Source organism: Bradyrhizobium sp. 41S5, from assembly GCF_011516665.3.
Taxonomy (GTDB): Bacteria; Pseudomonadota; Alphaproteobacteria; order Rhizobiales; family Xanthobacteraceae; genus Bradyrhizobium; species Bradyrhizobium quebecense.
Window position 1 is genome coordinate 7,328,330 of the sequence record NZ_CP083721.1, and the last position, 12,920, is coordinate 7,341,249.

Consider the following 12,920-nt stretch of genomic DNA (forward strand, 5'->3'; position numbering starts at 1 on the left):
GGGTCCGTGTCCTTCACGGCGCCGCAATTGTTCGCGCTGTTCTTGCAGAATTCGCATTTTCGCCGCGGCTTGCGACTTAACCCAAGTTCTGCGCATAGCGGCTGGATAATCTGCCGTCACGCAACTCGACTCGGCGTGAGGTTGGTAGGGCAATAACGCCATTCTGCTCAAGTTGGGTAAAGGCGTACGACACCGTCTCGATGGTCAAACCAAGGTAATCGGCAACATCCTGCCGTGACATGGGAAGTTCGATCGCAGCGTTCTTGGTAGCGCGGCGAGACATATCGAGCAGAAAGGCCATCACCCGATCTTCTGCGCTGCCGATCAGGAGCATTGAATGTTGCTTGAAAGAGGCGGAGCTCCAGCGCCATACCGTCCCACAGCTGTCGCGTGAGCTCCCTCTCGTGACTGGCGCGAACAATGACGGCGGAGCGCTTCACCATCAGCAGATGCGTCTCACAGATCGCCTCGGCCGAAGAGATATGGCTTTCTCTGGCCTCGAAGCCGAAGATGTCACCGGGCAGATAAAATGCACCGATCTGACGGCGTCCGTCCTCCAGAATCTTGTAGGTTCGCACAGCACCTGACACCACCTGATACAGGTATTCAGCTGCCTCATCCTCGCCGTAGATCTCGCTGTTGCGAGTGAACCGCATCGGTGCCGCAATCATACCAAACGGACCACAACCATGCGGCTGCCTGCGCAAGACGCTAGTCGGATGTCGGCTGATCTCGCGAGAAGGTGCGGCCAGGCGGAAGCGCAATGCCTTAGAATGTGGCAGGTCGATATCGATCGAGCTGCTGGAGGAGCTGCTCACGGACAGTCTTGCCACCAAAATCACCGGAGAGCGGCAAGGCCAGCCGTTGAGCCGGATCAATATGTCACCCGAGCCAAGTTCTCGGGCTCACGCGTGCGCGCGTATCCGATCATACCAAGCTCGTCGTCCAGGTGGACCTGGCGTAACCGATGAGGGGAGCCGCCAATATGCGCGTTGTCACAGCGGCGGCCGGCCGGTGGCTGGAGAAGGATTATTGGCCAGGTCATCCTAAGGCGGAGAGCCGAAATCGGCCGTGGACGAAGGTGCCGGATCCGCCCATCACCAGCAGGTCGAAGCTTTGGTGCGCCGCGAGCGACAGGAGGGTGCACCCCGCTGACCGGGATGCCGGGAGTGAAACGACCTTTTGCAGCAAGGCCGACTTTGTATTGCCCCAAATGCTCCGTAGAATTTTCCGCCGGAAGCCTGTTTGGAGCGGCGATCGCGACAATGGTGAGGACGTCAGCTTCGCGCAGCAGCGGCATCGCGTCGTGCAACGCGCGGGCCGCGCGACGGCTGCCGTCCCAGCAAATCCCGATTCGCCTGGCCGAAACGGGCCGTGGAAGATGCATGGCAGGCGGGCGATCGGCAAGTCGCTTCGCTCTAGGTCGTGTGGACACTTACCGCATCCAAAGGACGATGGCTGCGAGAGTGACGACGGCGCGATAATTTCGGGCGGTCTTTTCGAAGCGGGTTGCGACGCGGCGGAACTGCTTGAGCTTTGAGAAGCAGCATTCGACGAGGTGACGCTGGGCATAGAGGTGCTTGTCCAGCGGGTATTTGAGTGCGCGTGACGGGTTGTTGGGGATGACGGCGAGCGCGCCCTTGGCGGCGATGGCTTGGCGCAAATGATCGGCGTCATAGGCCGTATCGGCCATGACGACCTCGGCAGGTAGTCCCTCGATCAATGCGGCAGCTTGCGGTGCATCGCCCTGCTGGCCTGCGGTCAGCGCGAACCGTACGGGACATCCCAAGCCACGAACGGCCATATGTATCTTGGTGCTCAGCCCCCCGCGCGAGCGGCCGATCGCCTGATCTTCAGACCCCCTTTTTTGGCGCCGGCGGCGTGCTGATGCGCCCGGACGATGGTGGAATCGACGATCAGATATTCGAAGTCCGGATCATCGGACATCGCCTCGAAGATCCGCCACCAGACGCCCTTGATGCTCCATCGACTGAAGCGCCGGAACACGCTGTTCCAATCCCCGAACGCCTCCGGGAGATCACGCCAGGGAGAGCCCGTGCGAACAATCCAAAGTACACCTTCCACGAACATCCGATTGTCGCGCCCAGTGGAGCCCTTCTGGTCGGGGCGACCTATGATCAGCGGCGCCATCCGCTCCCAAGCCGCGTCGCTCAATACCAAACGGTCCATCACACCCAAGACTGCCTCCCCAAAAGCAGTCTTGAATCTGATTTGCGCCTAAAAGGGAATCCTTAGAGTCCACACCACCTAGGAGTTCTCTTTGTGGCGCTTTATGTCGTCGTGAGCGCCGCAGGGGAGGTTTGTGCCGCGTCGTATTTTCAGCAAGCAGACGTGTTCGTCGCTCTGCTGCTGTCCTTTGCTGCGGTTTGTCTAATGTTCAATCTCCTAGCTCGCCACGAGGGAGGCGAGGCGCGGCTGACGAAGCGCTCGCTCCCGGTGCTTGTCTCGCTCAATGTCGTGACCGCGATAAGCTGGATCGGCTTGTTCATCGGTCTCAAATATGCAGAACCGGCGATCGTCGTCGCGTTCATGGTGGCGTTAGGGCCCACAGCAACAGTGTGGTTAAATGCACTGATCAGGCGACAGGGCGTCCCTCCAGCATCCGATGTTGTCGTGAGCGTTACGATCGCGGCGATTGGATGCTACATGATTTGGATCTCGGCTAGCGGCAACGCGGGCATGGAGTGGGGGACTCGATCGTCCTTTGGCATCGTCTTGGCAATCGTGGCCGGTCTCTCGCTGGCCCTCACAAATATTCTCGTCAAGTTGCTCTTCGACCGTGGGTTTTTTGTACGGCAAGTGCTGGCCCATCGGTTTTACGCAACCATTCTGCTGCTGCTGGGACTGGCTGACTATTCCTCTCTCGTGCTTGAGATCTCGCAGCATTGGCTTGCAATCGCAACGATTGGGCTGTCGACGATCATCGTTCCTTTGCTCTTGATCCAAGCGGGCATTCGCCGCGTAGAGCCGTTCACAGTCAACATGGTCCTGTCCACGCCTCCTATCATCACCTTTCTGTTCCAGTACTTCGATTCTCGCATCGTGCCTTCCTCACATACGTTCGTTGGAAACGTGCTCATTACGGCTGTCGCCTCGGGCAACATCTACTTGCAGTATCGGAGATCCGCATGAAGGAACGCAGTTGCGTAATCGTGGACGCATACTCGACCGGTCGATGACCTACCGGAGGAGTTTGAATGTTATGAAATTGGAACGGTGCGCGTGATGTCTGCTGCGCAAATTCCTGCGATCTTTCAACCGCATTTCAATGCAGATCTGTATGATGAAGTCACTCGTCCGCCCGAGCAAATGTCTAATGAGGAGATCGTTGAATTTCATGCTCAGGTCCTCCGCGGCAGGAAGCTGGAGTTTGTTATCGCGGGGTGCGAAACCGGTGTTGAGCTCGCCAACTTGCTGTCGGAGCGGCTAGGGTTACCTTCAAATGGGACGGCGCTGTCAGCCGCCCGACGTGACAAAGCGCGTTTGGCTGACGCGCTGGGCGCTGCAGGCGTGCGATCGATCAGGCAGGTCGTGTATACAGCTGCGCTGCCGGGTTCGAGTTTGAATTTATGCTGTTCAAGGAGAACGCAGACACGATAGAAGAGAAGCCCTTTGACAAATGGGTTCCGTTAACGCGTGGTCCATTCGGTTACTCGATTGCGCGCTCTGTCGCACACCAGGAGCTGTTCGGTGAGATCTTGGTGCTTTGTGACAAGGCCAGAATACCTCTTATCGCGCTGCATTTTGAAACGGGGCCTGGCGTCATTGAAGCGTCACTTCATTATTGTGATGCTGGAGGCCGCGGATCGAGCAGTCGCATTCAAATCGATGATAAAGGCGTGGGCGCAAACGCGGGGCATGATGGCCACTTTCATGGCCAAGGTTTCTGAGAAATGGCCCGGCCGGTCCGGACATATTCACATCTCAGTTGCGTCCGACGGTGACAATGCGTTCCACGACCGCGACAGGTTCCGCAGTATCTCAAAACAGATGAGTCAATTCATTGGCAGACAGCTGAAATACATGAGTGATTTCTGTGTGCTCGCCGCGCCGAACTTCAATAGCTACAAGCGGTTGGTGCCCGGCTGCTGGGTTCCAGCCTGTCCAATAGGCGCGGACATGAACCCATATCTCGCGCTCTCGTGCGCGATCGGTTCAGGCATTCCGGGAATCGAAGAAGATGCTGCATTGCGGGCTTCGATCGTCGGTGATGCAAGCGAGAAAACCTGCCATACTTCCGCTAGACTTCCGCAAAGCACCTAGCGTAAGCTCCATGCTGCTCCAATGGTTCGTGATGTCGGCTTGACCTCGGATCCTTGTCAGGATGCACAGCGCCTTGCAAGCCCGCGGGCCCGAGCGTATCGGCGATCGGCATCACCAACCGCACGTTTCCGGCTGTTCGATCGGCCATTCTGTTCCAGTTCGTCAGCTCCTCGAAAGCGAACCTTCTTACCATTCGAACCTCGGCTCAAGAGGTCGATGCTGCCTATAACCGAACGTCGCGAATCTGGGATGTCCGCTCCGCAAATAGGCTACCGGCGAGAGCTTTATGGTCTTCAGTTGGATAAGCGGTGCTGGCTCGCCAGGAATTCCAACGGAGTACGCCGGCAGAGAGGGGGACAAAACTCTATTCAAGCAGGCCGTGAGCGCCACCAGAACAAACCATGCGGAGATGAAAGCGAAGATTGAGCTGACGCGCGCAAGCGGGCCAGCTGCAAAGGCCGCCGGCACAACACGTGCGTCATCGACGCAATGGTGTAAGTCGGGTCATCATCTGCTCCAACTGTACCGGCAAAGGCTCCGATTTGGAGCTCGAGCGATCCATACGGCAACTTTTCACGGTGACTACTCTGGGAACAACGACGTATGGGGCGCGTGCGCTGGACCTCAGACGATTTCAGCGGGAGCAGTCAACCAGTGGGACTCAGCGGGAACAGCTCCGTTCAGCCAGGCTCGCTCGATTGTCCAGCTTGGAGCACGATGGGCGGTATCGAGGGCGGCTGCTTGGTGATCTTGAGCCGCGTTATGCTGCGCCTGCCGTCGACGCTTACGGGCACGTCGCCATCGATCGTGGCCCGGCGCATGACGCGATGCTGATCGCCATAATCGTTGACCGCGTAGTGCAACGTTGCGCAGTTGTCCCATATCGCGACGTCGCCCTCCGTCCAGTTCCAACGCACGGTGTTCTCGGCTGCAGTGATATGATATTGGAATAAGTCGAACAGTTTCTGACCGTCATATTTGGGAATGTCGACAAAACGCTGTACCAACGCGCCGAGCAATAGCGTGCGTTCACTGGTCTCGGGGTGGACGCGGACGAGAGGATGCTCGGTCTCAAAGATGGTTCTGGTGAAGACATCGTCAAAATGCTTCTTGTCGACTTCGCGGACACGGGCCATTCCGGCGTAATCGAAGAGGTTGCTGTGAACGGCCCAGAGGCCGTCGGCAAGCCGTTGTAGCGGAGGCGGCAGATCGAGATACGCGGCTGCTGTATTCGACCACAGCGTATCGCCGCCGAACGATGGGATTACAACGGCTCGTAGAACCAGAATCTTCGGATATGCGTCGGCAAAGGTCCCATCTGCGTGCCATATGTCAGCGCGACCTCCGCCGCGGGTGGAGTCGAGCTCAAGGAGCGACGCAGTTCCGTTGGCAGCACCCAGCATCGGGTGCGGTACCAGCTTTCCGAACCGAGCTGCAAAGCGCTCCTGCCCAGCATCATCAAGATGGCTCTGGTTACGGAAGAAGATCACCTTGTGCTCGAGTAACAGACCACTGATCGCAGTGATGATCTGGGTCGGCAAATCGCCCGTGAGCCTCAGATCTTTGATTTCGGCGCCGATGCGCGCTGCCCGTTTCACAACGTTGCCGCGCGGAATGACATCATCGATCAAAGGTGTTGCACTCATCGTGACATATCTCCCACGTCTGGTCGTCGCTTCCTCGTCCCAGCCAGTGAATGATCCACAGCAAGCATTGTGCCAGGCGAAGGGACCGCGCCCCAGGCGGCCATGTACGACACGGACACTAAAGGATTGGAATATTTGGCGCGAGCCGGCCAGGGACTGAGCTCAGGCGCAACTATGCCGCTTCTAATCGTGGCTCTAGCCGCGCAAGGCGCGGCCGTTGAGCAACTTCGGATGCTCCAAGGCGTGGATCTGAGCGCTTCTCGTCCACGCATAGCGCCTTCGCTGGCGGGGCGACGTAAAGGCCGACTACATCGGCGGCTTTGGCCGCAACGTTCGGGTCATTGCTCTCCCACCAGACTGGCGAGCCGCGAGGTCAATCTTGTGGTTGTGCAGGGGCCGCCAGACATATTGGACATCAACATCGCCCAGCGCCTCGGCCAGCAGAGGGCGGGTGGTCCAGCGCGCAAACCCTTGCGCGGGGCGCCTTATCCAGCAGCTTGAGAATCCGCTTGTCGGTCGTCTTCGTATAGATCGCAGCTTGCCGGGCCGCGGCTTGTCTTGCAGCCCTTCAAGACGTTGCTCAGCATAGCGATGCCGCCAAAGGCTGACAATCCGCGGCTAGACCCCAACTTCCTTGGCGATCGACCGGGGGCCGCGTCCGGCCGCCGCCAACAGCAGTATCCGCGCTCGCTTCAAATCACGCTGCAATGTCACCGGTGAGGGGCAACAGGTTTCAGGCACTTGCGATCTTTCCTCGAAAAGCGCACTTCTCTTGCTTCGGGTATTATCTCGCTTGAATCACGACTCTCGTTCCACGAAAAGTGGGTGCTAGGGTGAGCAGGGGTTGATCGAGGCGGGTGTGGAGAGCCTTTCGTTCGAGCAGCACAAGAAAGCCTGTTCAATCGAGATCGCGCAGAGGCATCGAAGGGGAATACACCTCAGTTGATAAGCGGTCCAATCGACATGTGAAAGCGGCAGTCGTGACGCCGTCACGGCGACTTCAACGCCTCGTCGATCCAGTTCCGCGGCATCCTTGTAAGCAGATCAACGTCCCCGGGTGTGCCAAGATACTGTGCTCCAACGGTTTCACGGCCGATTGGCCCGGCCGGCTTTGCCGGAGCTTGCGCTCGCCACGCCGGGCCGCGGCAGAAACGGTTGTCAAGAGTCCAAGCCGCGCCGAGCGTCGAAGCTTCTATGGGTGTACCGCGCAAGGCGGAAGCGCGCTGTTTGGAGCTTGGAGGGCCTGCGAGAAGAAGGGAGGCGGGCCGTTGTCCAAGACGCTGCAAATCTGCTACTGGCGGGGCGAAGAGCGGCATGATGAGGGCGCGCTGCGCGGTTTACGGAATGTGGAGCGCGTCATGGTCGAGTAGGTTGCAGCTTGGAACAGCAGCGGCGACACGAAGCACGCCGGGTGGAGAATTGTGGACACACGATGGGAGGTTGGCAAAGTTGGCTGGGATTGAAAAAGAGACGCCGAGAGTAGCGTGACACCATGGTCTGGCCTTATTTGAGGCGGAAGTCGCCGGTCAAAAGTGCAGGTGCTATATTGGGAAAGGCGGAATATGTCGAATGAGCGGAAAAGCATTGTCTGCGCAGGACAGATCTTGGTTGATGGCAGTCCAATGCGCTGCAAGGTCCGCCACCTCACGGCATCCTCCGCAATCGTTCAGACGCCTGACGCGCGTTTCATGCCCGCAACCTTTGGGCTGCGCGTTCTAAGCGCGGACGTCGATACGATATGCCAGGTAGTTTGGCGTGATGCGCGCCGACTTGGCGTGACATTTCTGAGTTAGTCGACAACAGTTGCCCAGACGCATCACCGTCCTGAACTCGGACCCTATTGAGTTGTAGGTTTGCAGGACACTTCGACTTGATTTCGGCCGGTGCCGCCGCATGAGGCGCATCGAATCGCTCCTGAAGAGCAAGCGTCAACCACGGAGTGAAAGACCTGAAGACAATTTGAGCTGGACGTGCGGAGCCTTCATCGACCACGCGTCGACGGTCACTCTCCTGCGTAACTGTGAGTACGACAGATATCCGCGAGCAGCGCACCGCTACCGAGCCGATGCCAGTTATGATCTCTCGCTCGGGCAGATGGCCGTGGCGCACCAGCCGTTGGCGGCCATCATCGGTAACCTGCGGCGTGCCTGCCGAGCAAAGCCGCCACTTCGGCCTCCACGGCCTCCATCAGCAGCGCTCGCGCGCCGTTGCGAAAAACCTCGGTAAGCGGGTCCGCGAAACTTCCTGGCTGGGAAAATTGAAAACCGTTAGTGTCGGTCACGGCGTATCTTCCTTCGATGGAAACTGGAGGCTTCGAACACCACCACGATACGCCGCCTTACCTCTTCATGCTGTCACCAACTTTCGCCCATAGCCCATCCGGTCGATCCACTTGGATGACCTTATCGAATCATCGATTCAGCAATTGTCCAGAAACCTGTTCAGCCTCTTCAACGCCTCCGGGATGCGACCTGTCAATAGGTTCCGTCGTATTTGTTTCGGCTGGCGGAGACGCAGGACTTTCGGAAAGGAGTGCGCCTTTTGGAGGTCAAGGACTTCATTCCAACAAAGGTGTACCTACAAGTTCGTTCTTCGAATTCTTTGTTGATTTCTAATGCCTCTGACAGGCTCACGCCTGTCGATGCCAGGACCAGAAAAAGGAGCTGATTCTCTTCGGCCAGCTCGGCGTGGCAAAGCTTCATGTCGGCTTCCAAGAGGGGAAGTCTCATTGTTCTAGGCCACGCTCTGCGAGCAGCCGGTGCATGACCTCGCCTTTTATCTCGGCTGCGATTTGGTTTCGGACTTGGGCTCCGAGCACCCGCTCGGCATCGACGTCGCCTACCAGACCATGTTCGGCCAGTCGCAGATCCAGACGGCTTTGAAACTCTTCGCCCATGGCTTCGACAAGCCGGTCCTGCATCGCTGCATGTTCGTCCGGTGCGATGCGCCTCAGCACCGTCTCCCAAGGTTGCCAGCGGGTGGCCATATAGTCGGTGAATTGGTTCGCTTCCCGCTCCCGGACCAGGTCCAGCGCCTCCGTCGCATCATCCTCGCTTACGCGAGAGACCGCCAGGAAGCGCATGTCAGGGGCGACGTGACTGAGCTCCAGCGGCTCGCGCAGCCGATGTTGATAGGCCAAGTAGACTTCCACGTCGTCTATGTCTGGGTCGAGGCTGAGGAGCGAGTTGACCCTGTCGCGCGCGATCTCGTCAAGCGCCTCCAAGCGGAACGCAACACGGCCGCGCTGGATCAGTTCGCCAAGACGATCGTCATAGACGCCGCCCTCGACATCAGCGTTGAGGCGCGCGGTCTGCATACCGTTCCAGTGCAAGGTAACTCGATCCTCGCAGCTCGCGTTGGCCTCGGAAGCCTGTGCAAAAAACTGCTCGCGCAATCTCGGATTGGCCGCCGCCTGCCGCAGATCATCAGCCACTCTCTGCCGAAACTCGTGATTGCCATAGTTAACGGTCTCTCGTAGCCTCTCTAGGAACCAGGCGGCTGTCGCAACGGTGCCGAACTCTAGCGCCGTTTGAGAGGGCAAGGCTTTAAGGGATCACTGCGCGCGGTGGCGGAATGGGCCACGCGACGGCGACGCGCCGAGACTATCAGCCGTCAACAATTGCAGAAGGTCCCCGCCGCCAGGACAATCGCGCAGTTGTTGACGACGAAGCGCGACCACCTAAGCAAGGCCGAGACCGTAACGGATGCCGGTATTGAATAAAGCGTTCCTATGCTGGCCGATGCCCACGCTCTCGTTGGCCGCTTCCACGCGATGATCAGAAAGAGGGGCGAGATCGAGTTCGAACCTTGGATAGATGAATCCAAGCGGAGCCTCATTGGCTCGTTCGCGAATGGCATCGCCAAAGATAAGGGCGCGGTGCACGGCTAACACTGATCTTCCCCCGAAAAAGTGGACGGGTTTAAGCGGCTTTTAGCTCCGTTTTGATCGGGGCGATATATCCGATGGCGGAATGGAGCCTGGTGCGGTTGTAGAAGCCCTCGATGAAGGCGAAGATATCGCGCTGGGCTTCGGCGCGGGTGTTGTAGTCGCGATGATGGACGAGCTCGGTTTTCAACGTATGAAAGAAGCTCTCCATCGGGGCGTTGTCGTAGCAATCGGCCTTGCGGCTCATCGATGCGGTGATGCCGGCGCCCGTGAAAGCGTCGCGATGGGCGCGTGAGGCATACTGCACTCCGCGATCGGAGTGGTGGATCAACCCGTGCTGCGGGCGTTGCTGCTTGATGGCCATTGCCAGAGCCGCGGATGGCAGTTCGACCTGCATGTGATCCCGCATCGCCCACCCGACGATCTTTCGGCTGAACATGTCCATGACGGCCGCCAGGTATAACCAGCCCTCCGCGGTCGGGATGTAGCTGATATCGGCGAGCCAGACCCGGTTTGGCGCTGCGGCGGTAAAGTCACGCGCGATCAGGTTCGGCGCGATCGGCAGATCGTGACGACTGTCGGTGGTGACGAACCCGACGGGGTCGCGCCATGAGCGCTCAAATGCCATATCGACGCATCAGCCGTTCGATCCGGCCGCGGCTGGCGCCCCGTCCCTGGGTCCGCAGAGCGGCATAGACCCGCGGGCTGCCATAGCGCTGACCGCTGTCGTGATGGACCTGCCGGATCTCGGCCAGGAGCGTGGAATTGGAGCCCGCACGCGCGCTCACCGGGCGCTCGCGCCATGCGTAATAGCCCGCCGGCGAGACCTCGAGCACGGCACACATCAAGCGTATCGGATAGGTCTCGCGGTGGTCCTCGATGAAGCGAAAGCTCATGTCCGGGTTCCGGCAAAGATCGCGATCGACTTTTTTAAAATGTCGCGCTCCATGCGCAGCCGTTCGTTCTCCTGACGCAACCGGGCGATCTCTGAAGCCTGGTCCGCCGACATCGGCGTCGCCTGCGTGGTGGGGCGCCACGCCGCCGATGCCGGCTCCTGCCGGAGCTTATCTACCCAGCGCCGCAGCACCGAGTCGCGCAGACCCAGCTCTTTGGAAACCGACCCGATCGAGCGACCGCTCGACACCACCAGTTCGACCGCCTGGCGCTTGTAATCCTCGGTAAACGACCGACGTTGACGTTACATTCGAGACCTCCGGGCTCATTGAGCCTACTACAGGTGTCCACTCATTCGGAGGAGGTTCACACGCAACCATGGTCCAATGGCCAAGTGGAAGCTCAGGAAACTCAAGCTCCTTCAGGCTAGAGCGGTTTTCGGTTGATGTGAATCGGAACAAATAAGGGCGGTCCCTGAGGCGCGCTAATCAGATTCGGGTTGCTTTGACAAGCAATGGCGAGGTCGCGATGGCTCGGGGATATTCGAAGGATCTCAGGGCGCGGGCGGTCGCGCTAGGTGGTGTGGACTCTAAGGATTCCCTTTTAGGCGCAAATCAGATTCAAGACTGCTTTTGGGGAGGCAGTCTTGGGTGTGATGGACCGTTTGGTATTGAGCGACGCGGCTTGGGAGCGGATGGCGCCGCTGATCATAGGTCGCCCCGACCAGAAGGGCTCCACTGGGCGCGACAATCGGATGTTCGTGGAAGGTGTACTTTGGATTGTTCGCACGGGCTCTCCCTGGCGTGATCTCCCGGAGGCGTTCGGGGATTGGAACAGCGTGTTCCGGCGCTTCAGTCGATGGAGCATCAAGGGCGTCTGGTGGCGGATCTTCGAGGCGATGTCCGATGATCCGGACTTCGAATATCTGATCGTCGATTCCACCATCGTCCGGGCGCATCAGCACGCCGCCGGCGCCAAAAAAGGGGGTCTGAAGATCAGGCGATCGGCCGCTCGCGCGGGGGGCTGAGCACCAAGATACATATGGCCGTTCGTGGCTTGGGATGTCCCGTACGGTTCGCGCTGACCGCAGGCCAGCAGGGCGATGCACCGCAAGCTGCCGCATTGATCGAGGGACTACCTGCCGAGGTCGTCATGGCCGATACGGCCTATGACGCCGATCATTTGCGCCAAGCCATCGCCGCCAAGGGCGCGCTCGCCGTCATCCCCAACAACCCGTCACGCGCACTCAAATACCCGCTGGACAAGCACCTCTATGCCCAGCGTCACCTCGTCGAATGCTGCTTCTCAAAGCTCAAGCAGTTCCGCCGCGTCGCAACCCGCTTCGAAAAGACCGCCCGAAATTATCGCGCCGTCGTCACTCTCGCAGCCATCGTCCTTTGGATGCGGTAAGTGTCCACACGACCTAGTCGAAGACGGCGAGAGCAGACGGAAACGGCGCGGGTGCTCGGTCTCGGCGCCTCGACCGCAATCCGCTAGATTGAGCGCTGGGTGACGACGGGCAGTGCCCTTCTTTAAGCCCGGGCCGCCCCGAGGATGAATAGAGGATGAGTGGCCAGGGAGCGACGGGCCCCCCAGAAAAGGTAGGAGCCCGATCCAATGTTGATGCTGTACCGTCAAACGTGGTTAGCCTTTCGGGCTGGACTCCGTGGAGCATCAGGATCTGACGATGTCTAGAAAGACTGCCTGCTTGCACGCCGAAGTTAAGAAGCGCATTGCCCAGATCGAAAGTATGAAACTGGTCCAGATTCAACGGGTCATGATGGATTGTGTGTCCGAGCGGTCCGCTGGCAGGATGACGACAGATGAGGGCAATGCGTTGCGCCGAGCACTGAACAAACGGGTTAGCATTCTCAGACGAGACCTTATCGCGTAAGAGTTCGCGAGCTTGTCAGGCAAAGCACTGACGTCGCACAGCGGTAGGACACGAATTTAGTCGGGGAGAACCCAGATAAATGACTGCTTTTAGGTGGGGTTGCTAGGTAAGCGATTTACCCGATGGACTAAGCTGGACGACCAGCGGGTATTCGAACTGCGGGAAGCCGCGCGAGCTGCGCAAGAGATCGCGAGTGAGCTAAAGCGCAGTGATTCGGCGATCAGAATCCGGGTCGTCACCCTTGCGGGCCTAAAGAAAGAACCCGCGGTGGGGAGTTAGGACGAAGAGGAGCGGCGTCTTTTATTTGGACTCCCTT

Annotated in this window: 6 protein-coding genes and 7 pseudogenes; 5 read left to right on the forward strand and 8 right to left on the reverse strand. The window is 58.9% G+C overall.

Going from position 1 to position 12,920, the window contains the following annotated elements; translation table 11 throughout:
• Positions 1-76 precede the first annotated feature (76 nt).
• The 3 genes from HAP47_RS35220 to HAP47_RS35230 form a co-directional block, all read right to left on the reverse strand.
• Positions 77-253 carry a helix-turn-helix domain-containing protein gene (locus tag HAP47_RS35220; RefSeq protein ID WP_224924784.1) on the reverse strand — a complete coding sequence of 59 codons (177 nt, stop codon included), beginning with the start codon at positions 251-253 and terminating at the stop codon, positions 77-79.
• Positions 168-878 carry a cyclic nucleotide-binding domain-containing protein gene (locus tag HAP47_RS35225; protein ID WP_231168595.1) on the reverse strand — a complete coding sequence of 237 codons (711 nt, stop codon included), beginning with the start codon at positions 876-878 and terminating at the stop codon, positions 168-170. Before HAP47_RS35225 ends, HAP47_RS35220 begins: the two co-directional genes overlap by 86 nt.
• Before the next feature lie 557 nt (positions 879-1,435).
• Positions 1,436-2,199 (reverse strand): IS5 family transposase gene (locus tag HAP47_RS35230; protein WP_173637509.1). Its coding sequence is split into 2 segments (ribosomal slippage): positions 1,436-1,861 and positions 1,864-2,199, totalling 762 coding nucleotides; the frame shifts between segments, so codons are not numbered across the junction.
• 84 nt (positions 2,200-2,283) lie between these two features.
• On the opposite strand from HAP47_RS35230, the gene HAP47_RS35235 reads away from it, so the two are divergent.
• The 3 genes and pseudogenes from HAP47_RS35235 to HAP47_RS35245 all read left to right on the forward strand — a co-directional run bounded on the left by HAP47_RS35235 (position 2,284) and on the right by HAP47_RS35245 (position 4,284).
• Positions 2,284-3,153 carry a DMT family transporter gene (locus HAP47_RS35235; RefSeq protein WP_224924219.1) on the forward strand — a complete coding sequence of 290 codons (870 nt, stop codon included), beginning with the start codon at positions 2,284-2,286 and terminating at the stop codon, positions 3,151-3,153.
• A 93-nt stretch (positions 3,154-3,246) separates the two neighbouring features.
• On the forward strand, positions 3,247-3,621 hold the full coding sequence (locus HAP47_RS35240; RefSeq protein WP_224924218.1) for a hypothetical protein: 375 nt from the start codon (positions 3,247-3,249) through the stop codon (positions 3,619-3,621).
• Positions 3,591-4,284 (forward strand): annotated as a pseudogene (locus HAP47_RS35245) (hypothetical protein). The gene HAP47_RS35240 and the pseudogene HAP47_RS35245 overlap by 31 nt, the downstream one beginning before the upstream one ends.
• A gap of 680 nt (positions 4,285-4,964) precedes the next feature.
• On the opposite strand, the gene HAP47_RS35250 reads toward HAP47_RS35245, so the two are convergent.
• The 4 genes and pseudogenes from HAP47_RS35250 to HAP47_RS35265 form a co-directional block, all read right to left on the reverse strand.
• Positions 4,965-5,930, reverse strand: coding sequence for a TauD/TfdA dioxygenase family protein (locus tag HAP47_RS35250; protein ID WP_173643984.1), 966 nt, complete (start codon positions 5,928-5,930; stop codon positions 4,965-4,967).
• A 198-nt stretch (positions 5,931-6,128) separates the two neighbouring features.
• A pseudogene (locus HAP47_RS35255) lies at positions 6,129-6,718 on the reverse strand (helix-turn-helix domain-containing protein); the annotation flags it as partial.
• A 1,246-nt stretch (positions 6,719-7,964) separates the two neighbouring features.
• Positions 7,965-8,211, reverse strand: a pseudogene (locus tag HAP47_RS35260) (IS256 family transposase); the annotation flags it as partial.
• Positions 8,212-8,655: 444 nt separating this feature from the next.
• Positions 8,656-9,426 (reverse strand): annotated as a pseudogene (locus HAP47_RS35265) (NEL-type E3 ubiquitin ligase domain-containing protein); the annotation flags it as partial.
• Between HAP47_RS35265 and HAP47_RS41970 the strand changes: the two are divergent.
• A pseudogene (locus HAP47_RS41970) lies at positions 9,424-9,813 on the forward strand (ISL3 family transposase); the annotation flags it as partial. The pseudogenes HAP47_RS35265 and HAP47_RS41970 overlap by 3 nt on opposite strands.
• 37 nt (positions 9,814-9,850) lie before the next feature.
• Here HAP47_RS41970 and HAP47_RS35275 read toward each other — a convergent pair.
• Positions 9,851-10,966 (reverse strand): annotated as a pseudogene (locus tag HAP47_RS35275) (IS3 family transposase).
• A 438-nt stretch (positions 10,967-11,404) separates the two neighbouring features.
• Here HAP47_RS35275 and HAP47_RS35280 point away from each other — a divergent pair.
• A pseudogene (locus HAP47_RS35280) lies at positions 11,405-12,120 on the forward strand (IS5 family transposase).
• Positions 12,121-12,920 lie beyond the last annotated feature (800 nt).

What these genes read in the sequence shown, in the direction of transcription:
- HAP47_RS35240 (WP_224924218.1), top strand. Translation starts at nt 3,247, where the DNA reads ATGTCTGCTGCGCAAATTCCTGCGATCTTTCAACCGCATTTCAATGCA.
- HAP47_RS35250 (WP_173643984.1), bottom strand. Translation starts at nt 5,930, where the DNA reads ATGAGTGCAACACCTTTGATCGATGATGTCATTCCGCGCGGCAACGTT.